At 40.5% G+C, this 24,698-nt stretch carries 18 protein-coding genes and 1 pseudogene; 3 read left to right on the top strand and 16 right to left on the bottom strand.

Features of this window, described 5'->3' with window-relative positions:
• Window positions 1-25 precede the first annotated feature (25 nt).
• The 6 genes from rseP to pyrH all read right to left on the bottom strand — a co-directional run bounded on the left by rseP (window position 26) and on the right by pyrH (window position 5,691).
• Entirely contained in the window at window positions 26-1,354 is a 1,329-nt protein-coding gene (gene rseP / locus HEMROJRC1_RS06495; RefSeq protein ID WP_226692164.1) for a sigma E protease regulator RseP, read from the bottom strand.
• A gap of 9 nt (window positions 1,355-1,363) precedes the next feature.
• Window positions 1,364-2,230 (bottom strand): phosphatidate cytidylyltransferase, encoded by an 867-nt coding sequence (locus HEMROJRC1_RS06490; RefSeq protein WP_226692163.1) that lies wholly within the window; start codon window positions 2,228-2,230, stop codon window positions 1,364-1,366.
• Window positions 2,231-2,242: 12 nt separating this feature from the next.
• Window positions 2,243-2,962 carry a polyprenyl diphosphate synthase gene (uppS, locus tag HEMROJRC1_RS06485; RefSeq protein WP_226692162.1) on the bottom strand — a complete coding sequence of 240 codons (720 nt, stop codon included), beginning with the start codon at window positions 2,960-2,962 and terminating at the stop codon, window positions 2,243-2,245.
• A gap of 27 nt (window positions 2,963-2,989) precedes the next feature.
• Window positions 2,990-4,186, bottom strand: a complete 1,197-nt coding sequence (ispC, locus tag HEMROJRC1_RS06480) for a 1-deoxy-D-xylulose-5-phosphate reductoisomerase (RefSeq protein WP_226692161.1) — start codon at window positions 4,184-4,186, stop codon at window positions 2,990-2,992.
• 79 nt (window positions 4,187-4,265) lie between these two features.
• Window positions 4,266-4,823: a ribosome recycling factor gene (gene frr, locus HEMROJRC1_RS06475; protein ID WP_226692160.1), complete on the bottom strand. Its 558-nt coding sequence runs from the start codon at window positions 4,821-4,823 to the stop codon at window positions 4,266-4,268.
• A gap of 154 nt (window positions 4,824-4,977) precedes the next feature.
• A complete protein-coding gene (pyrH, locus tag HEMROJRC1_RS06470; RefSeq protein ID WP_226692159.1) occupies window positions 4,978-5,691 on the bottom strand; it encodes a UMP kinase in 714 nt (237 codons plus the stop codon).
• Window positions 5,692-5,824: 133 nt separating this feature from the next.
• Between pyrH and HEMROJRC1_RS06465 the strand changes: the two genes are divergently transcribed.
• Complete coding sequence (locus tag HEMROJRC1_RS06465) at window positions 5,825-7,378, top strand: phosphoethanolamine transferase (protein WP_226692158.1); 1,554 nt, start codon at window positions 5,825-5,827, stop codon at window positions 7,376-7,378.
• Window positions 7,379-7,519: 141 nt separating this feature from the next.
• Window positions 7,520-8,488, top strand: a complete 969-nt coding sequence (locus HEMROJRC1_RS06460) for a glycosyltransferase (protein WP_226692945.1) — start codon at window positions 7,520-7,522, stop codon at window positions 8,486-8,488.
• Between the two features lie 166 nt (window positions 8,489-8,654).
• Here HEMROJRC1_RS06460 and tsf read toward each other — a convergent pair whose 3' ends face one another.
• The 5 genes from tsf to mtr all read right to left on the bottom strand — a co-directional run bounded on the left by tsf (window position 8,655) and on the right by mtr (window position 13,067).
• A complete protein-coding gene (gene tsf / locus HEMROJRC1_RS06455) occupies window positions 8,655-9,506 on the bottom strand; it encodes a translation elongation factor Ts (protein ID WP_226692157.1) in 852 nt (283 codons plus the stop codon).
• 135 nt (window positions 9,507-9,641) lie between these two features.
• Window positions 9,642-10,364 carry a 30S ribosomal protein S2 gene (gene rpsB, locus HEMROJRC1_RS06450; RefSeq protein ID WP_194813011.1) on the bottom strand — a complete coding sequence of 241 codons (723 nt, stop codon included), beginning with the start codon at window positions 10,362-10,364 and terminating at the stop codon, window positions 9,642-9,644.
• 168 nt (window positions 10,365-10,532) lie between these two features.
• Window positions 10,533-10,952, bottom strand: coding sequence for an ACT domain-containing protein (locus HEMROJRC1_RS06445; RefSeq protein ID WP_226692156.1), 420 nt, complete (start codon window positions 10,950-10,952; stop codon window positions 10,533-10,535).
• Window positions 10,953-10,961: 9 nt separating this feature from the next.
• Window positions 10,962-11,720: a class I SAM-dependent methyltransferase gene (locus tag HEMROJRC1_RS06440; protein ID WP_226692155.1), complete on the bottom strand. Its 759-nt coding sequence runs from the start codon at window positions 11,718-11,720 to the stop codon at window positions 10,962-10,964.
• 90 nt (window positions 11,721-11,810) lie between these two features.
• A complete protein-coding gene (gene mtr / locus HEMROJRC1_RS06435) occupies window positions 11,811-13,067 on the bottom strand; it encodes a tryptophan permease (protein WP_226692154.1) in 1,257 nt (418 codons plus the stop codon).
• Window positions 13,068-13,209: 142 nt separating this feature from the next.
• Between mtr and HEMROJRC1_RS06430 the strand changes: the two genes are divergently transcribed.
• Entirely contained in the window at window positions 13,210-13,983 is a 774-nt protein-coding gene (locus tag HEMROJRC1_RS06430; RefSeq protein ID WP_226692153.1) for a M48 family metallopeptidase, read from the top strand.
• A 112-nt stretch (window positions 13,984-14,095) separates the two neighbouring features.
• On the opposite strand, the gene HEMROJRC1_RS06425 is transcribed toward HEMROJRC1_RS06430, so the two are convergent.
• The 5 genes and pseudogenes from HEMROJRC1_RS06425 to HEMROJRC1_RS06405 form a co-directional block, all read right to left on the bottom strand.
• Window positions 14,096-17,182: an efflux RND transporter permease subunit gene (locus HEMROJRC1_RS06425; RefSeq protein ID WP_226692152.1), complete on the bottom strand. Its 3,087-nt coding sequence runs from the start codon at window positions 17,180-17,182 to the stop codon at window positions 14,096-14,098.
• 16 nt (window positions 17,183-17,198) lie between these two features.
• Complete coding sequence (locus HEMROJRC1_RS06420) at window positions 17,199-18,395, bottom strand: efflux RND transporter periplasmic adaptor subunit (RefSeq protein ID WP_226692151.1); 1,197 nt, start codon at window positions 18,393-18,395, stop codon at window positions 17,199-17,201.
• A 35-nt stretch (window positions 18,396-18,430) separates the two neighbouring features.
• On the bottom strand, window positions 18,431-19,000 hold the full coding sequence (locus HEMROJRC1_RS06415) for a TetR/AcrR family transcriptional regulator (RefSeq protein WP_226692150.1): 570 nt from the start codon (window positions 18,998-19,000) through the stop codon (window positions 18,431-18,433).
• A gap of 560 nt (window positions 19,001-19,560) precedes the next feature.
• Window positions 19,561-23,058, bottom strand: a complete 3,498-nt coding sequence (locus HEMROJRC1_RS06410) for an ESPR-type extended signal peptide-containing protein (RefSeq protein ID WP_226692149.1) — start codon at window positions 23,056-23,058, stop codon at window positions 19,561-19,563.
• A gap of 254 nt (window positions 23,059-23,312) precedes the next feature.
• Window positions 23,313-24,638, bottom strand: a pseudogene (locus tag HEMROJRC1_RS06405) (IS3 family transposase).
• Between the last annotated feature and the right edge of the window lie 60 nt (window positions 24,639-24,698).

Here is a 24,698-nt window from a genome sequence, read left to right as displayed (position 1 = left end):
TTATCCTATTAATAAAAAATAATACTTATAAACGTAAGAAATCATTGAAAAGTGCAAAAGCCATTAAGGTTAATAGCAATGCCGCACCAATGCGATAACTTAAATTCTGAACCTGTTCCGAAACAGGCTTTCTTCTAATACCTTCCGCAGCCAAGAAAACCAAATGTCCTCCGTCTAATACCGGCAACGGGAATAAATTCATAATCCCCAAATTCACACTAATAAGTGCCATAAAACTTAAGAAATAAACAAACCCAATGCTTGAAGATGCCCCCGCACCTTTCGCAATTGAAATCGGGCCGCTTAAATTATTAAGAGAAAGATCACCGGTAAATAATTTACCGATAACTTTAATCGTTAGCCAAGATAATTGAGCCGTTTTTTCTCCCGCCTTAAACAGGGCGTCAAGAATATCATATTTTAATTCGGTTCGATACTGCTCCCCAATATTTAAAAAGGTTGGGCTTACGCCTACAAACCAACGCATTTCTTTCTGTTCCGGTTGCAAAATTTTGTCAAAAATTTGTCCGTTCCGTTCAATCTTAATCGGGAAAGGCTCACCTTGTTCTACCAGTTTTACAAAATCTTGCCATTTAAGTGCGGTCAGATTTTCACTTAAAATTTTGTCCCCAATCTGTAAACCTGCTTTTTGTGCCGGCGAATTTTCCACCACTTTTGATAATGTCATTTCGATCTTCGCACGAACCGGATTCATTCCCAAAGATTCAAAAGCACTTTGTTTTTCCGGATCAAACGTCCAATCGGATAAATCCAGTTGTTTTTCATAGGTGACATTAGAATCAAAAGGTGAAAGAGTAATATTAACTTGGGAAGTTCCCACTTTTGCCGCCAGCAACATATTGATGGTTTCCCAATCCTCTGCGGTTTCACCGTCAATCGCCATAATCTGAGAGTTCGGCTCAATCTTCGCTTGTGCCGCAATAGAATGAGGTGAAACATTTTCAATCACAGGTTTCACACTCGGAATGCCGACAGAATAAATTAACCAATACGCCAAAATAGCAAAAATAAAATTCGCTAATGGACCTGCCGCAATAATAAACGCCCGTTGTAATACGGATTTTTGATCGAACGCTTGCGATTGCAATTCCTCCGGCACGTTTTCCGCCCGTCCGTCAAGCATTTTCACATAGCCGCCGAGCGGTATTAAGGAAAGTGCAAATTCCGTTCCTTGTTTATCCGTTCGCCGCCAAATCACTTTTCCAAAGCCAATGGAAAAACGATGTACTTTCACACCGCACTTTCGCGCAGCCCAAAAATGCCCGAACTCGTGAACTGCCACCAACACGGAAATCGCAATAAGAAAAGCACCAAGCGACCACAAAAATGACATCAATAACCCTTACAATACAAAGAAATAAAAATAAGAAAAAAATGGAACGGCAGCCGTTAAACTATCAATACGATCCAACACACCACCATGCCCCGGAATAAGTTGGCTACTATCTTTGATGCCGGATTCACGTTTGAACATACTTTCCGTTAAATCACCCAAAACAGAAATAGCAACAGTAATGACGGAAAGTATAACAAAACCGAACATTGCCCGATTTCCCAATAAGCGCTCACCTGAAAAATGAATAAATACAAAAGCAAGAACCGCCGCAGTGATTAAACCGCCCAACACGCCTTCCCAAGTTTTACCCGGTGAAACTTTCGGTGCTAGCTTATGTTTACCAAAAGCACGACCGGCAAAATATGCCCCGGAATCTGCCGCCCAAACTAAGACAAACACATAAAGAAGTAAAAATAAGCCGTGATAAGGATCTTGCGTGTAATTATCCAAACGCAAGCGCAATACAGCGGCAACAAAGGGAATTAGCGTTGAAAAAGCAAAAAGCAGTTGAAGCGGTTTATTTTTGCTCCAATACTTCGCCGAGGTAGGATAAGTAATAACTAACACTAATGCTAGCACCCACCAACCTACGGAATTAATTAATAAAAGTGATAAGTAATGTTCAAATACCCGCCCTGCATCAAGATAATTACTTTCGGTAAAAATCCATAAAAAAATAAATGCCCCGAGAAAGACCGCGATACAAAAACGCACTAAAGGTTGTTTAAAACGTGCAAATTGCGTCCATTCCCATATTCCCAGTGTGGCAACGCCCCCCAAAGCTAAGGCAAAATAAAAAGGGGTAAATAAGAACAAAGCGCATAACACCAGCGCAATAAGTACAATAGCCGACAAAACTCGTTCTTTAAGCATAAAATCTCCGCTTTATTCTGTCCCACCGAAACGGCGATGACGTTGTTGATAACAGGCAATCGCTTGATTAAATTCTTTTTCGCAAAAATCAGGCCACAATACATCCAAAAAACAGAGTTCCGCATAAGCAATTTGCCAAAGCAAAAAGTTGCTAATTCGCTGCTCTCCACTAGTACGAATTAATAAATCCACCTGAGGCTGATTTTGTGTGATTAAATGTTGTTGGAAAGCTTGCTCCGTAATGTCGTCCACCAACATCTCGTTATTTTTCACTTTTACTGCAAGTTGTTGAGCCGCTTGAACAATATCCCAACAGCCGCCGTAATTTGCCGCAATATTTAAGGTAAGTGCGGTATTTTTTTCCGTTAAGTTTTCAGCATTGGCGATTTTTTCTTGCAGTTTTTCACTAAAACGAGAAGTATCGCCGATAATTTTGAGACGAATATCGTTTTTATGCAATTTCTTCACTTCTCGATCAAGAGCCTGCATAAAAAGGGTCATTAATGCACTGACCTCTTTCTCCGGACGGCTCCAGTTTTCACTGCTAAAAGCATACAGGGTCAGCACTTTTACACCGATTTGGCACGCATAAGTTACGGCTCGACGTACCGCTGCAACACCATTGGTGTGTCCGAATATACGTAGTTTATTTCGTTGTTTTGCCCAACGCCCGTTGCCATCCATGATAATGGCGACGTGCTCAGGAATATTATTCTTATCGAGTTCTATCATAAAATGAAATTATTTACGACCGCACTTTTAGTGACCGACCACGAGTTGCTGTGCAATAACACGGGCTTGAGCATCCACCGCTAACACATCATCAATCGTTACAATGGTTGTATGTGTCATTTTCGCTACGGATTCACGGTTAATACGGGCAATATCAGTAAAGGAAATTCGGCGTTCCAGAAAGGCTTGTACCGCCACTTCATTTGCCGCATTCATTGCCGTTGTCGCATACTGCCCTTCCGCAAATGCATCCATTGCAAGTTTTAAGTTAGGGTAACGATTAAAATCCGGTTCAATAAACGTCAGTTCTTTGATTTTAAAGAAATCTAAAGGTTCAACCCCGGCAAAAGTGCGCAGTGGATACGCCATAGTTTCCGCAATCGGTGTTCGCATATCGGGATTTCCCATTTGTGCAATCACCGAACCGTCCACATAACGCACCATAGAATGGATAATGGATTGCGGGTGAATAATCACTTCCATCTCATCAGCATTCGCATTAAATAACCAGCGGGCTTCAATATATTCCAACCCTTTATTCATCATCGTGGCGGAATCCACTGAAATCTTTTTCCCCATAGACCAATTCGGGTGCGCTACGGCCTGCTCCGGTGTGATATTGACGAACTCATTTAATGGCATGTAACGAAAAGGTCCGCCGGAACCGGTCAACACAATTTTGCTGATACCTAATTCATTCAATGGGCAAAAGCCTATTTTTTTCTGCGCTTCCGGTGGCAAGGATTGAAAAATCGCATTATGTTCGCTATCTACAGGCAGCAAGGTTGCGCCTGCATCCTTTACCGCATCAATAAAAATCTGCCCGCAAGTCACCAATGCTTCTTTGTTCGCCAATAAAACCCGTTTACCGGCTTTTACCGCTGACAAGGTAGGAAGAAGCCCCGCAGCCCCCACAATTGCCGCCATCACTTGATCTGCTTCAGGGTGTGCCGCCAATTCACAGATTGCGTGTTGCCCTGCCAAGACTTCAGTTGCAATGCCTTGTTTTTTCAGTTTTTCACGCAATACATTAGCGGCATTTAGATCATCAAGTGCGGCAAAGTGCGGTTGAAATTTCACGCATTTTTCAAACATAGATTCCACATTTTTGCCTCCGACAAGCGCAAAGGCGTGGTATTTTTCAGGATTATGTTCAATCACCGATAAGGTGTTTTGTCCGATAGATCCTGTCGCCCCTAAAATCACGATATTTTGTCTTTGCATAAAATATTAACTGCACTTTGAAAAATAAGAATAGAACAAGGGCAGACACGAGGTCTGCCCCAATAATCGGTTCAGAAAATTAGAAATCCATTAATTCTTTTTCTTTATCCGCCAAAATTTCATCAACTTTTTTGATATATTGGTCAGTTAATTTTTGGATCACTTCTTCGCCTTTATGCTGATCATTTTCACTGATTTCTTTATCTTTCAACAAGGCTTTGATTTTATCATTCGCATCACGACGCACGTTACGAATCGCCACTTTGCCTTGTTCTCCCTCGCCTTTCACGATTTTAATCAAATCACGGCGACGTTCTTCCGTTAACGGCGGAAGCGGCACACGGATTGTAGTACCGGCAGAAGAGGGATTTAAGCCCAAATCAGAAGTTAAAATCGCTTTCTCTACCGCGCCGATTAATGAACGATCAAACACCGTTACCGCCAATGTACGGGCATCTTCAGCCACTACATTTGCCAACTGACGAAGAGGGGTCGCCGCACCGTAATATTCCACTTGGATCGCATCTAATAAGCTTGGCTGTGCACGACCTGTACGGATTTTAGCGATATGTCCCTTCAATGCTTCGATGCTTTTTTCCATACGCTGTTCGGCATCTTGTCTAATTTCATTAATCATAACATTGTCCTTTTATATTTAGCTAAAAATAAAACGGGGTGATTTTACTGGATTTTTTACTATTTTTGAATTGTTTTATCATCGGCGATAAACGAATCTCGCTTAAATGAAAAACGGCAGAATCTTATTCCACCGTTTTATATTCAATTTCGTACTAGCAAATTGTTGTGCCTTCATCAGTACCTAAAACTACATTGCGTAATGCCCCGGCTCTTCCCATATTGAACACCCGAATCGGCATACCATGATCACGGGCAAGTGTGAAGGCGGCTAAATCCATTACTTGTAATTCCTTATCAATCACTTCTGCATAAGTGAGGGATTTATAAAGTGTTGCATCGGCATTTTTTGCCGGATCACAATCATATACCCCATCCACTTTCGTTGCTTTCAACACCACGTCCGCTTCAATTTCAATACCACGTAAACAAGCGGCGGAATCAGTGGTAAAAAACGGACTACCTGTACCGGCTGAGAAAATCACAACGCGTTTTTCACGCAACATTTTGATCGCTTCAGACCAGTTATAAGTATCACAAATACCGTTTAACTGGAAGGCAGACATTAATTTTGCATTAACATCCGCACGATGAAGAGCATCACGCATCGCCAAACCGTTCATTACGGTGGCAAGCATTCCCATGTGATCGCCGACTACACGATTCATTCCTGCTTTGGCCAGTTTTGCACCACGGAATAAGTTACCGCCGCCAAGCACGACACCGACTTCCACCCCCATTTCGACAAGTTCTTTAATCTCTAATGCCATACGATCGAGAATAGAAGGGTCGATACCAAATCCTTCATCGCCTTGTAATGCTTCACCACTTAATTTCAATAAAATACGTTTATAAATCGGTTGGCTCATTGTCTTTTCCTTTTTTTGGCTTAAAAAAATCGCCCTATTTTATAAAATAACCGAATAAGAGTGAAGAAGTTAAAGATGGAAATTACATTTGAAAGATGGATAATAGACACTCTTACTTCAAAGAAAAAATAATATGAAAACACAAAAAACATCGCTGATTTTGACCGCACTTTTTATTTTTGCCTGCGCAATAGCAGCCGCTTATTTTATGTTAATCGGCTCAGGGATGTTCCCTCACCCTAATATTTGGCTTACTTTACTCACAGCAACCCTTATTCTACTACTGAGCAGCAGTAAAAAAAGTTTCTACTTTGTTATGTTTCCACTTGCTTGCATATACGCCATTTATACCCCCACAGGATTAAATTTCGGTGCGCCGAGCTATCAATATATCGCCTCGATTTTCGCCACGGATATGCTGGAAACCAAAGAATTTTTGTTGCAAATTCCAATGAGTAGTTACCTCATCGCTTTTGCTATTCCCACTTTGGTATTTATACAGTATAAAAGTGCGGTCAAATTCGGTATTAAATTTTATCGAAACAAAACATTTATCGCTCTTTCGACATTGCTTTTCGCCTATTCCCTCCCTCTTGCCGAACCGTTAAAGGAAGCCATCGGTTCCACGGTAAAAATTTATGATGAAATGAATAAATTAAAACGGATGTCGCAATCGGATAATTGGGGAAAATCCACTTTAGAAAATAGCCGATACGATGATTATGTGATTGTACTGGGGGAAAGCGCACGCAAAGATTATCATCACGCCTATGGCTATCCTATTGAAAATACGCCTTTTATGTCGAATGCCAAGGGTACATTAATTGACGGATTACGTTCGCCGGGGACAAACACCATTGCCTCGCTACGCCTAATGTTCACACTTCCCGATAAAGAAAAATGGGAACCGAGCTATGAGTTAAGTTTGGTGGACTTAATCAAATCAGCCGGCATCAACACCTATTGGTTGTCTAACCAAGGTTTTTTAGGTGAATTTGATACACCGGTTTCTTCCCTTGCCTCAAAATCAGATGAGATGATCTTCTTAAAAAAAGGCGGCAGTTTTAACTCCACCAATTATAGCGATTTTGACTTATTGCCGAAATTTACCCAAGTGTTGGAAACACCGACACAAGGCAAACGCTTTATCTTGTTACATATTTACGGTTCTCATCCGTTAGCTTGCGATCGTCTGGAAGATTATCCGAAAATTTTTAAAGATGAAGATATTGAGCCGAAATTTAATTATTTAAACTGCTATATTTCTTCTATTAAAAAAACCGATGACTTTTTAAAGCAGGTATATGAGCAGCTGCAAGAAAACGGACAAAAAACGCACCGCACTTTTTCGATGATTTATCTTTCCGACCACGGTTTATGCCATCAGCAAGATGAAAAACACAATGTACTATTGTTCAATCAAAATTGTTTCAGTCGTGAACATCATGATATTCCTTTATTTAAGATTTCTTCTGATGATACGCAACGCCACGAATACAAAGTATTTAAATCCGGCCTAAATTTCTTGGAAGGCATTGCAAATTGGATCGGGATAAAAAATCCAAAACTCACGCAAGAAAAGGATTTATTCTCTAATGAAGCGGATAACGATGATTTCGGTTTGCAGAAAAAAATTGATAGAAAATATCGCAAAGATGACGATCCGGCAATAGATATTCGCCCTTAAGCACGATACAATCCAACCGTTTTCTACAACAAATAGGAGAAATAATGCCAACCGCAATCCAGCCAGCCAGCCAGCCAGCCAGCCAGCCAGCCAGCCAGCCAGCCAGCCAGCCAGCCAGCCAGCCAGCCAGCCAAATATGATATAACCTTTATTGTTCCTGTCTATAATGTCGAGGATTATTTAGTTGAATGTTTGGAAAGTCTGGTTCACCAATCCGTTAATAAAGAAATTATTCTTATTAATGATGGTTCAACAGATACTAGCGATTTAATTATTCAGCAATATTTTAGGCGTTATCTCTTTATCACTGTCATAAACCAGCATAATAAAGGCTTATCTATTTCCCGCAATCAAGGTATAAAATTAGCCCAAGGAGAATTTATTTATTTTGTAGATTCCGATGATTATATTATTGAAACGAATTTTCCCTCTTTAATTGAACTTGCCAAACAATACCACGTTGATTTTTTAAAAGGACAGATACAAATGGAATATATGGAATCGGGGGAAATACATAAACGTCCACCAGAATCTAATTCTGTTTCAGAGAACCAAATCTATCTTTGTTCAGGCGAGCAATTTTTACATAATTTATTAAGTCGTGATTGGTTTCCTTCAGTTTTCTTTGGTTTATATCGAACAAAAACTTTACAAGAAAATAAGTTATTTTTTCCTGAAGGTTTGAAAGCTGAGGATGCGTTATTTACTATCAACTTCCTTTTAACGGATTCTAATATTAAGGTATTAGAAATAGATAGATTATTTTATAGTTATCGCCAACGTGAAAAAAGTATTATATATACAATAACGAATAATTCACTATTGGTTGATATTTTCAAAATTAACCAATTAATTTCTAAACAGAAAGATAAATTTACCCGATTGATAAAACAAAAAGAGAATAATCCATTCTCAACGGATTTTTCACAGGAACAACTCAGCCGAATTACTCATAATCTTACGCGGGTTATGGCTGTGCAATATATAATAGGCTATCGTTATCAATATTTAAAATATTCTGATGAATTAAAGGAAAAATCAAAACATTTATTTTCTCCTGAAATCATAGAATTTGTGGAAAAATACTGCGCTATTAAAGTTCAGTTATAGTAAAAATCGACATTATGTAGCTGTGGCAGAGAGCCGAAATAATATCTTGTACAACTGCGAGACGACATCCTAAAAAGCACCTTTACAAAAGGTATTTTTTAGTTTACAAAAAGAAAAAAAGCCGATAGAAATTATCGGCTTTTTTCATATCTAAAAAATAAGAAAATTAAGCGTTACCGCCGGTGATTTTCGCTACTTCTGCGGCAAAATCTTCTTCCACTTTCTCAATACCTTCGCCTACTTCTAAACGGATGAAGTTGGTTACTTTGGTATTGACAGATTTTAAGTAATCGCCAACGGATACGGAAGGATCCATAACGAATGCTTGACCGGTTAAAGATACTTCGCCGGTGAATTTCTTCATACGGCCTTCAACCATTTTCTCTGCGATTTCTTTTGGTTTACCGGAGTTGATTGCAATGTCGATTTGAATTTGACGTTCGTGTTCAACAACTTCAGCAGAAACATCTTCCGGATTTACAAATTCCGGTTTAGATGCCGCAACGTGCATTGCGACTTTACGTAATTCTTCTTCAGAACCTTCACCTGCGACTAATACACCGATTTTCGCACCGTGTAAGTATTGCGCAAGAACTTGTCCTTCTAAGTAAGCAACACGGCGAATCGTCATATTTTCACCGATTTTTGCAACCAACGCAGCACGTTTTTCTTCAAATTGAGCCTGTAATTGTTCGATAGTTGTGCCTTTGTTTGCTGCTGCAAAGTCAGCCACTTCATTTGCTAAACCTAAGAATCCTGCATCTTTCGCTACGAAGTCGGTTTCACAGTTCATTTCGACCAATACGCCGAAACCTGTGCCGACACGAGCAAGAATCACACCTTCAGCCGCCACACGACCTGCTTTTTTCGCAGCTTTTGCTTGACCGGATTTACGCATATTGTCGATTGCTAACTCAATATCGCCGTTAGCTTCAACTAATGCTTTTTTACATTCCATCATACCCGCGCCGGTACGTTCGCGAAGTTCTTTTACTAATGATGCTGTGATTTCAGCCATTTTAAAATCCTCAGTCTTAAAGTGCGGTTATTTTTCACCGACTTTTTAGATAAAATAACAGGGACTAAATTATAGCCCCTGTGCCAATTAATCGTTTTGATTAATAAGGGCTATGCCTTATTTCGATAACTTGAATTATTCAGCGTCTGCCGCTAATTCTTCAGCTACTTGAGCTTCGTTACCACGACCTTCTTTCACTGCCGCCGCTGCCGCAGTGACGTAAAGTTGGATTGCGCGGGTTGCGTCATCGTTACCCGGAATTACAAAATCCACGCCTGCCGGAGTTGAGTTGGTATCAACAATAGCAAATACCGGAATACCTAGGTTGTTTGCTTCTTTTACTGCGATGTGTTCGTGGTCTGCACCGATAACGAATAATGCATCCGGTAAGCCACCCATATCTTTGATACCGCCAAGGCTTAATTCAAGTTTTTCCATCTCACGGGTACGCATTAACGCTTCTTTTTTGGTTAATTTGTCGAAAGTACCGTCTTGAGATTGAGCTTCTAAATCTTTTAAACGTTTAATTGATTGACGAACCGTTTTCCAGTTAGTCAACATACCACCTAACCAACGGTGATTTACATAATATTGTTGACAGTCTAATGCTGCAGCTTGAACTGCTTCGGATGCTGCGCGTTTTGTACCAACAAATAAAACTTTACCGTTGTTGCTCGCAATACGAGTTAATTCAGCCAGCGCTTCATTGAATAAAGGTAAGGTTTTTTCAAGATTGATGATGTGAACACCATTACGGGCACCGAAAATGAAAGGTTTCATTTGTGGATTCCAGTAACGAGTTTGGTGTCCGAAGTGTACGCCCGCGTTGATCATATCGCGCATTGAAACTTGTGCCATAATATTTTCCTTTTAATTGGGGTTGAGCCTCCACATATCAGCTCATCGACCGTTTGGCACCCCGATGAAGCCTTGATGATATGTGTGTGTTATTTCAGTTAAATTTGCTCTTTTTAACAAGAAAAAGAGCGGCGTGATTTATACCATAAAGTGCGGTGAAATGCCAGTTTATTTTTGGCTATTTTCAGCCGACACCCGTTGTAATTCACGTAATGTCGCCATGGCAAGCTCCGCCTGTTCATAAGGGACAAAAATATGATCATGAAAATTTCCCGCTACCACATTACAACTGATTCTTGCCTCACCCAGCACTTTTGCAAAGGCAGCCGTTAGCCCTACGGCGGCGAGATCGGAATGAATGGTTAAAGTGATCCAAGCCGCTTTAAATTGTGCCTCAAGCTGATAATTTTTTGCCGTTTCTTCCGTTACCACTACAGATAAACCTTCTTTCTCGCGGATGGTCGCAATTAAGGCGGAAAGCGGTAAATGTTGTTCCGGTTTCAGTGTGGCAAAATAGTAAACGCCCTCATTGAGATGAGGTTCCATTGAGGCTAATAATACGTCAAGATCGTGAATTGGATTTGTCATTTTTGCTCCTTATTTCTTTATGGCTTTCACAAATAACAATACCGGTCGATGTTGTAAATCTCTAAATTCCGAATGCCACTTCGGTTGTTCGGCGAGCATAGGCTCTGCTATCTGTTCAATCTGGAAACCTGCTGAAATCAAGTTATTAATAATTGTTGCCATTGTGCGGTGATAGGTTTTAAAAGGTTGTTTAAACCAATTTCTATCCCGTTCGCCTTCATCCCGATAATAATTCAAGCGATAAGCCACTTGTTGTTTATTTTCATCCTTTTCCCAACGTTCTCCCGATTTATGGCAAGTCGTAATCGGATGTTCCTGAGAAAAGATCAGCATGCCGTTCGGTGCGAGTTTATTGAAAATTGCGGCTAACAATGCAGGAAAATCTTGTACATAATGAAAAGCAAAAGAGCTGGTAATAATATCAAAATTGTTATCTGATAGATTTGGGAGCTTCTCCATCGCCAATTGATACAATGAAAAACGCCCTTGAAATCGACCGCACTTTTCTAAATCCGATTGTGCCCGTTTCAACATATTGGCAGATAAATCCACGCCTACGACCTTCTCTGCGCCTCGTTCTAAATAAAGCTGCAAATGCGCCCCCGTGCCACAACCGAGATCGAGCAATTTTTTACCTTGAAGATCAGGTAAAAATGAAAGCATTGTGGGCTTTTCCACTATCTCGTTTAGGCTAATCGGATTGGCGCGGAGTTTTTGGTAAAGTTCAAAGAAATTTTCTCTATCATAAACGCTGGTTTGATTATTCATTGCCTCTTCCTGTGGAAATATTGCATTCCTCTAACTCAAAAATCAAAAGGGCGCATATACAATACGCCCCTACAATCCTATCAAATAAATTTATCCGCTAAAACTTGCAAACCAGCCTAAGTTTGCGCCTACCTGCGCCACAATATTCAGCACACCGAAAAGAATGATAAAACCAATCATAAAACTTCCGCCATAGACTTTATAAGTCGCATTCGGAAATTTTTGGCGACAAGCTCGAGCAAGTAATGCCGGCACAATGGCAGCCCAAATTGTCGCTGCTAATCCGGCATAGCCGATCGCAATCACGAAACCATAAGGAAATTGAAGGCTTAACAATAATGGCGGTAAAAATGTAATTAAAGTCGTCTTGCTTCTGCCCGTTAAGCTATCGTCAAGTTTAAATAAATCCGCGATATAGTCAAACAACCCCAGCGTTACCCCTAAAAAAGAACTGGCAATCGCCATATAAGCAAAGAAGTTCAGAATAACGGCAATATAATCCGTTTCAATATATTTGTGTAAAGCTTCAAGTAATGCAGAGACGTCCCCGCCTTTTTCAATTACCGGCGCAAATTCGCTACGCGGTAAATTACCTTGAATGGCAAGCTGCCATAAAATATAAATCACCAATGCTAATCCCGTGCCGATAAAGATCGCTCTCATCACACGTTTGCCATCACGATTATAGTATTTCACCAGACTAGGCACATTGCCGTGGAAACCGAAAGAAACCAAACACACAGGAAGTGCGGTCAATAAATAAGGTAAATATTGTTGCTCGCCTTGTGCAATCGTATTGAATAACACTTCGCTTTTTATTGATCCTAATAACCCTGCGGTAGAAAAGAAAAAAGCGATCACCATTCCGCCGATAAGAATTGTTGTAAAACGATCCACCGCTTTCGTAGAAAGCCACACAAACACAGCTAATACAATACAAAAAATGAGAGAACCCGAAGTTCGTCCAATATCAACCGCACTTTCCGAAGAACCAAGAACTTGATTTAATAAATTTTGCGTAATGCCACCGCCGGATGTGATATAAGCATAAGTCAAAATATAAAGCACGAATGCCACCGATAAACCGTTCACCACGTTCCAACCTTTGCCAAGTAAATCTTTCACAATGGTATCGAAACTTGAGCCTGTCGGATAATGTAAATTTGCCTCTAAGATCATAAGGCCTGACGTGGTCATACAAAACCAGGTATAAATCAATGCAAGAACAGAGCCGATAAACCATACACCGGCAGTAGAAGTAGGGTTAGCCAACATACCGGCACCAACCGCCGTACCTGCGATAATCATCGCACCACCAAGTAAAGAAGGAGATTTTTGTTGTTCCATAGATAAGTCTCTTAAATTAAAATTTTGCACTATTATAATAGTGCAAAAACAAAACTCAATTGTTTTTTTATTAGACAAATGAAGTTTGGTTTACTTATAATTTGACAGGTTTTAATGCTTACATTCACATAAGGAACCCAAAATGAAAAAACACATTAAATCTTTTGCTTTTGCAACTGCGGCGGCTCTTGTTTTAAATGCTTGTGCCGATTCAGCCTCTATCAATCAACAAGCGGCTTCAAGCTATATGCAGGAAATGGGGAGAATCCGCAGCCAAGGTGCGGTTGATACGTCCTCTCAAACCGCAAAACGTGTTCATCGTATTTTCAATAAAATGGTGCCTTATGCCAATAAAGAAAATCAAACGGGACAACCTTTTAACTGGCAAATTACCGTGATTAAATCGAAAGAATTAAATGCTTGGGCAATGCCGGGCGGTAAAATGGCGTTTTATACGGGATTAGTGGATACATTAAGACTGAATGATGATGAAATCGCCACCGTAATGGGACATGAAATGGCGCACGCTTTAAAAGAACACGGTAAAGCAAAAGCCAATTTCGGTATGGCGACGGGAATTGCTGCGCAATTGGGACATGTTGCACTTTCTACTGTAATAGGCTCTGATTTAAGCGGAGTCGCTGTCAGTTTAACGAAAGATTTTGCACTAGATAAACCTTATTCACGTAGCGCAGAAACCGAAGCGGATGAAGTGGGTTTAATGTTGATGGCAAAATCAGGTTTTAATCCGCAAGCCGCACCGGGATTATGGGATAAAATGAAAAAAACTTCCGGCGGTTCAAAAGGTATGTTGGATGCACTTGCTTCCACCCACCCGACAGATGAAAATCGCCAAGAAAACTTACGACGCTTATTGCCTGAAGCGATGGAACTTTACGTCGCTTCAAAAAAATAAAAAAATCAGTCTAAATCAACCGCACTTTAATGTGCGGTTTTTTATCGCTTCGTTTTAATAAAAAAACCGCACTTCGATTTCCCAAAGTGCGGTTAAACTTTAAGGTGTTTTATTAATGAGCCGATTTGGTTTCGGTTTCTTCAAACACAGGTAATGGTTTGTGCTCTGTCGCAACATAGCTATAAACCACCGGTAATACAAACAAAGTAAAGATTGTACCGATTGATAAGCCCGCCACGATAACGATACCGATACTGAAACGGGATACCGCTCCCGCACCTGTTGCATAAAGTAACGGAATCAAACCCGCCACCATCGCACCGGTCGTCATTAAAATAGGGCGCAAACGCACTTTAGCTGCGGTAGTAATAGCGTCAATACGATTTTTACCGTGTAGTAATTGCTCTTCTTTCGCTACTTCACACATCAAGATACCGTGTTTTGTTATCAATCCGACCAACGTAATTAAACCGACTTGGGAATAAATATTCAACGTTGTTCCTGAAATACCGAAGAAGGATAAGAAGTTAAGCATTAATAACGCACCGCTCACCGCCAACGGTACGGAAATCATAATCACCATTGGGTCACGAACCGATTCAAACTGAATCGCTAATACCAAGAAGATAATAACCACTGCTAATGCAAAAGTTACCGCAAGCGCATTTCCTTCTTGAACCAACTGACGGGATTCGGAACGGAAATCGTAAGTATAGCCCTGTGGTAATGTCGTATCTGCATGCTGTTGTAGCCAAGCCACCGCATCACCTGTTGATGTTCCCGGCATTGGTACGGCTTCAATCGTTGCAGAATTCAACTGACTGAAACGCGGTAATGATGTCGGTTGCGTTTCAAGTTTCATGGTGACTAAACTACTTAGCGGCACGGATTCCCCGTTACTTGCATTTAAGTAGTAATTTTTGAAACTTTCCGGCGATAAACGATCATCCCGTTTTACTTGCGAAATGACTTTATAGGCACGCCCATCAATATCTACACGAGTGATCGTAGCACCGGAAAGGAAACTTCCCAAGGTACTACTAATTTGCTGCATTGTAATACCATAAGTTCCGGCCTTTTCTTTATCTACGGAAATCGTCATTTGAGCCGTATCGTATTTCAAATCAAGATCGGTATAAACAAACTTACCTGATGCACGCATTGCTGCCAAAAATTTCTCAGCCGTATTGGCTAAAGCCTCATAGTCCTGCGCCGTTTTTAATACGATAGAAACCGGTGGCCCCTGTTCCCCTGTATCAATTTCAGGGAAGTTAAACGCAGAGACGGAAACCTCAGGCAATGCTTTTGCCTTTTCATTTAACTCATTCATTACTTCCGATTGTTTACGCGAACGTTTTTTCCAATCCTCTAATGTCACAATATTCAATGATTGGTTAGAACTTGGTGCGCCTGCAATACTCATACCAAAAGAAACTTCAGGCGTATCCATCACGGTTTTCATATAAGGTTTCATTGCTTCTTGAATGTAATCTACATTCACACCGGATGGTGCGGAACCGATTGCAATAAATCCGCCTTTATCTTCGTTTGGCGTCAATTCACTGGAGAGTGAATTAAATAAGAACGGCAATGTAGCAAAAATCGCAGCGGCAAATAAAACCATAGATTTACGATTCTGCATCACGATATCAAGCATATAGTTATACACATTATTTACTTTGGAAAGTGTATGTTCTACTTTGCGTTCCAGCCATGAAGGTTCCGCATTGGATTTCAATAGCTTGCTCGACATCATAGGAGAAAGTGTTAGTGCGACAATACCGGAGATAAATACCGCACCGGCAAGTGTTAACGCGAACTCTTTAAAGAGTGTTCCCGTAATCCCGCCCATCAATGCCATTGGAGAATACACGGCAATCAAAGAGATTGTCATAGAAATAACCGGTAAGGCAATTTCCCTTGTACCAATGATTGCGGCACGGAATGGCGTTTCACCTTCTTTTATATGGCGGTCAACGTTCTCAAGTACAACGATAGCATCATCCACCACCAAACCGATGGCGAGAATTAATGCCAGTAATGTCATCAAGTTAATGGAAAAATCCAAACTTTGTAACATCATCAATACCCCGATTAAAGAAATCGGAATCGTTAATATCGGAATCAAAATCGCACGGAATGAACCGATAAACATTAAAATAACTACCAATACGATAACGGTTGCTTCAATAATGGTTTTTACCACCTCGTTAATCGAACTGTTAATCGCAATAGTGCGGTCATAAAGAATATCGCTTTCCATACTATCCGGAAGCTGTTTTTTGATGCTTTCGTATAACGGAAGAATATTTTTAGCCACTGTTAACGGATTTGCAGAAGAGGTAGGGTTAATCGATAATATCACAGAATCCGAACCATTTGCCGTTGCCCGTGAGTTATCGCTCTCTTTGTTGAGCTCAATGGTGGCAATATCACGCAAACGAACCAAACTATTTCCATTAGAAGACACAATTAAGTTGCCCAACTGCTCAACAGATTTTGTCGTTGTCTCGACTTTATTGCGGTAAGTCACATAATAACCGTTATCACTTCCTGCCGCCGTTTGAATATTGTTAGCAGAAAGCGCTGACATTACTTGCGAAGCCGATAAGTTCTGACCAGCCATTTTCTGTGGATCAAGCCAAATACGTAATGCATATTCCGCCGCACCGAAAATTTGAACTTCAGCCACCCCCTCAATGGTAAAGAATTGAGGTTTTACCACACGGTTGATATAGTCCGTAACTTGGCTTGAATCTAATTTATTAGAACGAAAACTAATATACATAATCCCTGAACCACCCGATGAGGAGGCAACAGTCGGATCTTCGATCCCGCTTGGAAGTTCGGAACGTACCGCATTCACTTTCGCCAATACATCTGCCAATGCCCCTGCGGGATCCGTATTTAATTTCATTTTGACCGTAATTGTCGAAGAACTTGGCGCACTTGAAGAAGACATATAATCAATATTATCCGCTTGTGCGATAGATTCTTCTAATTTCGAGGTAACAAATGCCTGAATCAAGTTCGCATCCGCCCCCGGATAAACTGTCGAGACGGTAATCACCGTCGTTGTCATTTTAGGATATTCACGCACCGCTAATTTCGAAATAGCTTGCAAACCTAAAATAATGATAAGCAAGCTGATCGAAACCGCTAAAACAGGGCGACGAATAAATATATCGGTAAATTTCATTCGTTTTTCCTAAGTATTATAAATTGGTTTTCTGCGCCGGTTCAGTACCACCAACGATATCTTTTTTAATCAACTCAACAAGGCTACCGTTACCAATACCTTGTTGCCCACCGGTAATAATTTTATCACCGACTTTTACTTCATCGCCTTGTAATTGAGAATAAATACCTTGGCGATCTTTCGTAAATACCGTGATTTGTTTAGCACGATAAAGTGAATCTAATTTCGGATTATCGGCAAATTTTGCTTTATCCTCTTCAGAAAGCGGTTCTAACAAATAGGCAATTTCACCATACATATTGTAGCTTATCGCTACCTGCGGAACGACAATTTGGTTGGTTTCCGTAGGAAGCGCGACACGCAAACGGGAAAACATACCGGAAAGCAATTTACGACTGTCTTCCTGATCAAAGGTTGCCTGCACATCCACTAAACCGGTTGAAGAATTAATCGCAGGTTCAATTGCCGTAATGCGTGCTGAAAAGGTTTCCCCTTGACGAGCATCCGTTGTTGCCGTTACACGTTGACCGAGAGTTAATTTATCCAACTCATTTTGTGAAATAGAAAAATCAATCTTCATTGAACTGGTATCTTCTACCCGAACGATTTCAGTTCCCACGTTCACATATTGACCAACATTCACTTTCACAATCCCTGTTTGTCCATCAAAAGGCGCAACGATTTGACGGCGTTCAATTGTCGCTTTTAAGGATTCAATATTCGCCACTTGGGCATCATAAGCCGATTTAGCATTTTCCAGCTCTTGACGGGAAACTGCATTGCTTTTTATTAAAGAAACATAACGTTGATAAGTTTGACGTAGTGCCGGCAATTGAGCTTGTGCGGCTTGAAGACTGGCACGCTCAACAGAACTATCAAGCTCAACCAATAAATCCCCCTTTTTCACACGTTGTCCGTTGTTCACTAACACGTTAGAAACCGTGCCGACACTTTGTGCGCTTAACATTGCACCTTGATTTGGACGAACAAGCCCCGTTGTATTAATCACAGGTGTCCACTCACTTGCTTTCACCTCAAGCGCGGTAACCGGACTTGATGCTTCCGGCATATTGGCTAATGCTTCACCAATCATAATGCTACGAAGTACATTAAAGCCGATTACACCGGCAAAAATTAAGACGAACACCACTAAAATAATTTTCATAAAGAAAACGTGTGAGCGTTTTGGTCTATTCGTTTGAGTTTGACTCATTTTTTTAAAACTCCGTTAATATTTAAAGACTACTGTTACTTCTGAATTGACCGCCAAGTGCGTTCAATCACAGCTTCTAAAATATCGGTGGTCAATTCCACCTTTAAAAATTTGCTTCCCGATGCAATATTCATCGCGCTTTCTAAACTAAGCTGGAAGAGAATTTTATTCGGTAATTCCATTACAAGTTCTCCGGCTGCTTTTGCATTCCAACAAAAGCGTTCCCAGCAACTATTATTATCAACCTCCCTACAAATCTCGGAGAAAGCGGGTAAAAGTTCATATTGACTTAAGTTTGATAACACTGTGGGGTTATCTTGCAAAAACTCCCAAATGTTCCACCACATTCGGCGGTACTGTTCAAAGAAAGATTTTAATTCATCAAAATCTTTCTCAAGTGCCGCCATAAACATAGCAAATAAACGCTTTGCAAATTGCTCTAATAATTCATCTTTATTCTTAAAATAAAGATAAATCGTGCCGGCCGCCACATTAGCTTCTTTTGCCAATTTATGCATAGAAAGCTGGTTTAAGCCCTCTTTTGCCATTAAGCGATCCGTAGCCATAAAAATCTGCTCGGCTAAATCCGTTTTAGAATGCCGCATAAAAAACCTTAAGTTAAATTTAAGAAAGGAGATCAAGACTGACCACCATAATGAACGGGCGTTCATTTTAGAGATTTTTATTTTTTTCGCAAGCTAAAAAATAAAAAAATGACGGTGCGGAAAAAGTTAAAGACTCTACTGATATCAAGGTACTGTTAAGACAGATAGAATACCTTGAAACAGAGAATGATGTACGACTAATGCTGATTAGCGAAGATGGCATGCCCTATGAGATTCGGAGCATGAGCCGTCAAAACAACTACTTTGATAATGTGCTTCGTTATTACAATGAAAAACGGGTTAAATTAAGTTTAAAAAATTTGAGCCATATGAAACAGGGCTCAATATTTAAATTATCTGTACAGTTCAAAGTGCGGTCAGTTTTGGGGTTGTTTTTTTAATCTTATTAACACTAAGCCAAATCCCAAAATCATGATGATAATGAAAAACGAGGAATATCGCTAAAGAAGAAAAGGACTGAAGTCGATAATATATCGAAAACAGTCCTTTTTTGTTATCACAATCTAATCTTTCTAAGTAAGATTATTTTATTGGGTAACTTACCACTGATACATATAACCCGCACCAAAAGTAGATTTACTTTGGCTATCCATACCGGCTGAGAATTTAATAATGTGTTTACCGTTGTCGGATGCACGTGAATAACCGACCGCAATCGCCGACTGTCCATCACGAGCCCCCACCCCAACACCTACACCGGATTTACCCGGAATAAATACTTGTGGAATATTTGCCATCGCAGCAACAGATGCAATACCAGCATTACTTTGCTTTTTGTTTTTATTGATCTTGCCGTCTAATCTTCCAATTTTATTCTCTAATTTCCCGGCCACCTTATTTAACTGAGATACGTTCACCGCATCGGTTGGAGCTTCACCCGCTGCAACATTAGTAATTTTCGCAGGCCCGCCTGTAGAGTTACTGACTTTGATATCTCCGCTATCCGTACCCTCAATCTTAGCGCCACCTTTATTAAAGCCAATACTATCGACACTAATATCTTTAGATAAACCATAAGTAATAGTATGTCCATTTTGATTAACTTCTAGATTTTTGCCCGCAGCATAAACAATCGTATTACTCGGCTTAACTTCGGTTAGAGTAGGAGTTGATGTTGAAGTAACATCATCATTTGTTTTATTTACCGTAATATTATGCGAAGCATCACTGATATCTACATCATAAGTTACGTCAACACCACCATTCGCGTTTTTCGTTACGTTAGCTTTAGTGTTTTTGCCATCCACATAATTAACCGCATCACCCGGATTAATCATAACTTTATCGCCGTTAGTCGTATTCGTTATCCAACCGCTACCATTAATTGCGTTAGCAACATCCTCAACTTCGGCAATAGCACCATTCCCGGTATTGAACTCAACCTTTCCTGCATTTTGAGCATTTAAATCACTAATCGGGCTAATATCACCGGTAGCGACAGAAACGTTACCATCAATAATTTTGGTTGTTGTATCATCAACTTTCACATCAAAACTAACGCTATTTTTACCGTTAGCTTCTTGTGTTACTACAGAAGTAGTCCCCTTACCATTTACAAAGTCCACTTGGTTGCCCGCAGTAACATTATGTTTCACCGTGCCGTTATTATCGCCCAGTTTCCAGAATGTACCATTGACCAACTTCTCGACTTCGCCGGCTTTCAAGTAGTTATCTTTATTAGCAACAGAAACGTTACCATTTGGATTTACCGATCCTGTTGTGTTGTTTACACTTACTGTATAAACATCTGCCGTACCATTAGCCGTTTTCGCAACCGAAATACCATCACCCGCTTTTACTTCTGTTTTAGACTTGGAAATTGTATCTTTCAACTGGCTAACATTTACCGCATCCGTATCGGCGACACCTGCACTCACATTATGGATTATATTATCGCCCATATTAATGGTTGAGTTCGGTCTAACAGCTAAATTACCTAATGTGGTGTTGCCTTTTACAGTTAGGTTTTCCGTAACATTAACATTTCTCGATAATGCATAGGTAATATTAGAACCTTCTTTTTTGACTTCTAAGTTATTACCTGCGATATAGGTGATTTTATCGCCTGCTTTGATGGTACTTTCTCTGTCATTTTTACTTTCATCAATATCATCATTATTTTTTGCTGTAGTGATATTAAATGAAGCATTGTTAACTAAATCAGCGACCTGTGTTCCGTTTAGAACAGCATTACCATCCGTCACATTCGCTTTACCATCAATAACGTTAGCGGTGGTATTTGCTAGAGCGTAAGTTACATTAAAGCCATTATTTCCGTTGACTTCTACTTTCACATTAAGCCCCGAACCTGCATTAAAATTCACATTATCGCCTGGGTTCACTAAGCCTGTTTCAGCTCCATTACCTTTGATTTTCCAACCGCTATCATTAATCGCATCTGCAACCGTTGACGCATTAACGAGATTATCACCATTAGTTGGCGTATCAACTTTACCATCCTGATTTGAAAGTGCGGTCGTATTTGCGGCAATTTTTTCACCATCAAATTTAATCGTTTTCTCATCAACCTGTGCGTTGAAAGTGTAATTCACGGTATCAACACCCTCTACCGTTTCAACTGTACGGTTAATGTTTATGCCTTTGCCGCCGAGGAAATTGACCTCATCGCCAAAATTGACATCTGCAAGAGTGGTATTAGCCCCTTCAGCTGTATTACCGCCGACATTTGTTTTCCACTTAGATTGGGTTATCACCGCATAAAGCTGTGAACCGTTAATTGCGTCGGTAGAAGTGTTAGAAATTTTACCCGCCGCTACATTTTGGAGCTGGCGTTCAGCCCCTTGTTTACCCACAGACACAACATAATCGGTATTCGCTAATGATCCGGCAAAACCACGATAAGTAATGTTATTTATAGTTGCACTATCAACTTGGTCTCCTGCCGTGGTTTCAGCTTGGTAACCAAGTGCCACAGAACCAATTAATGTAGCTTTGGCATCATGACCTAAAGCTACCGCCCAAACATTACTTGCATTAGCGCCGGCACCTACTGCCGTGGCATAATTATCAGCTGTTGACCGGTCACCTACTGCTACACCGGAAACATTCGCTAGAGTAATTGAACCAACCGCAACAGCACTACCACCTTCTGCCCTTGCATAATAACCTAGCGCTGTTGACTCAGAACCTGAAGCGTTAGAACTTTGTCCAAGTGCGGTTGATAGACCACCTGAAGATTTAGCACTGTTACCGATAGCAACATCTCCGCCATTAGCAGCGTTAGTATCATAGCCCATTGCAATAGCCAACTCGCCGGTAGCATTTGCATAAGAACCTATCGCAGTAGAATGATCGCCATTTACAACACTACCGGTACCAACAGAGATAGAATTATTGCCTTTTACTTTTGCTCCCAAACCAATTGCCGTGCTGTAATTACCTTCTGCTATAGCCAAATCACTTATTGCCAAACTACTAGTACCATTTGCTTGAGTTAAATGTCCTATAGCAATAGATAACTCTCCACGAGCATAAGATGTACTACCTAATGCTGTTGAGAAGTTAGCAATTGCGTTAGCGCGTTCCCCCAATGCAGTAGAATACTCACCATGAGCTTCAGCATGCGGCCCTATAGCAGTAGAGAGATAACTACTGGCATTGGAATCTAAGCCAAAAGCATTGGCATTAAGCCCCGATGTGGCATTCGAGCCTACCGCTACGCTGTTTATACCTTCTGCAGTTGCATTGTAACCAATTGAAGTCGAGCCCAATGCCTTAGCCGTTGCATTCACGCCCACTGCAATACTATTCACATCTGAAGCATTAGCATCAGCACCAATAGCTATAGCCTCCGTTCCTGTAGCGGAAGCTTCTTTTGCGGTATTAATCTCAATATTCGCCGCCAAGGCTTGTCCACCAATCATGGTTGCCCCGGCGGTAACTAAAGAAACCGCAAGCATCGAAAGTGCGGTCGATTTTTTCGTTGATTTTGTTTTGCCTTCGGCTTTATCTAGTTCAGAAACGACAACCCAAGTTTGAGTTGTGTGGCTCCAAATCACTTTAAATATCTTATTCATAACATTCCTTTAATTGATCCAACAAAACATAGATTACTTACTCAGTGCAAAATGTTTTCACAATTCCTCACTCTATAATAAACCACCTTTGGATTTTCTGGTTATCCATCAGTATAACCTTTTAAAACCTAGCGGATTATACTATTAAGAAACAATAAGTTGTATGATTTTTATAACTTTTTTTGTAAAGAGATTGTCAATTTTTCTATAAAAAAATGCGGTCAAATTGATCTGACCCCAAAAAGTTAGACCATTTAACAAATGGTTTGAGTTCGATATTGTATCGGGCTCAAGCCGTTTAATTTTAATTGTATTCGTTCCTCATTGTAATACCGTATATACTCCCTCACCGCTTGTGCAACCTCCTCGGCATTGTCAAAATGCTTACCATAGATACATTCCGTTTTCATCCGCCCGAAAAAGCTCTCCATCATCGCATTATCTAGGCAGTTTCCCTTTCTTGACATACTCTGCACTATGCCGTTTTCTTGTAAGATGCGTTGATACGCACACATTTGATATTGCCAACCTTGGTCCGAATGCAGTATCGGCTTCGCCTCTTTGGGTAATTTTTCGACCGCTTGTTGCAACATTACTTTCACTTGTTGCCAATTCGGGCTTCGACTGATAGCAACGCTGATGATTTCCGAGTTGAAGCAGTCTAAAATCGGTGAGACGTAACATTTACTGCCGTCTTTGGCTTTGATTTCCGTGATATCCGTGAGCCGTTCGGTCGGGTCGCGGTAAAATCCCGTTGTAAGCGGTTTGGTGCGATTTTGCCAATATTGCCACGGTAAGCACAGTATTTTCTCGTTTTTTGCTTTTCATTTGCAATCCCATTTGTTGTATTAATCTTTGTACCCGTTTGTGATTAACCCCTTTCAATAATGCACTCACACGGCGATAACCATATTCCGGATTTTTCGATTTAATCCGACGAATTTCCGCGTTAAGCGCGAGATTTTTATCCATTTTGAGCTTTAAATGATAGAAAAACACACTACGAGGCAAATTTGCCAATGAAAGCAAGATGTTAAGCGGAAACGTCCCTCTCAATCTTTGGATAATCGCCGCCGTTCGGCTTCTTCCTCCCGTATCACTTCGTCCAACTTTTTTAGAAATGCCACCTCCGCTTCAAGCTCCAAAATCCTTAACCGTAAGCGGTCTTCTTCGGTCTTCGGCGGCGGTGGCATTTTGGCGTATTTTGGTTTTTTCGGGGACATTGTCGGTCTTCCTTTCGGTTTGGGGTGTAAACCGTTTATACCGTCTTTTTCAAAGGCTTTCAACCATTGGCTGATAAGACCTGAATTACTTATGCCGAAATGGATTGTCGCTTGCCTTGCAGAGAAATCCCCTTTTTGAACGGCAAGGATGACTTGATATTTAAATTCAGCGGAATAAAGGCGTTTGCCGGGCAATAGGGCAAGCCCTGCATTGCCTGAATGTTGATATTGGGTAATCCAACGTCTTAAGGTGGTGTCGGAAAGTTGAAATTGTTTTTTTGTAAGTGAAACATCTAAGTGATTTTTAAGATAAAAATCGATGGCTTGTTGTTTGAATGTTTGATTGTATTTGGTCATAAAATCTGCCCCTGACTGAGTTGGTTTATTTTGTCCAACTTTTGGGGGGCAGATCAAATT

Origin of the sequence: Rodentibacter sp. JRC1 (assembly GCF_020521555.1) — a bacterium.
GTDB classification, from domain to species: domain Bacteria; phylum Pseudomonadota; class Gammaproteobacteria; order Enterobacterales; family Pasteurellaceae; genus Rodentibacter; species Rodentibacter abscessus.
This window is presented reverse-complemented; position numbering and strand designations above follow the sequence as displayed.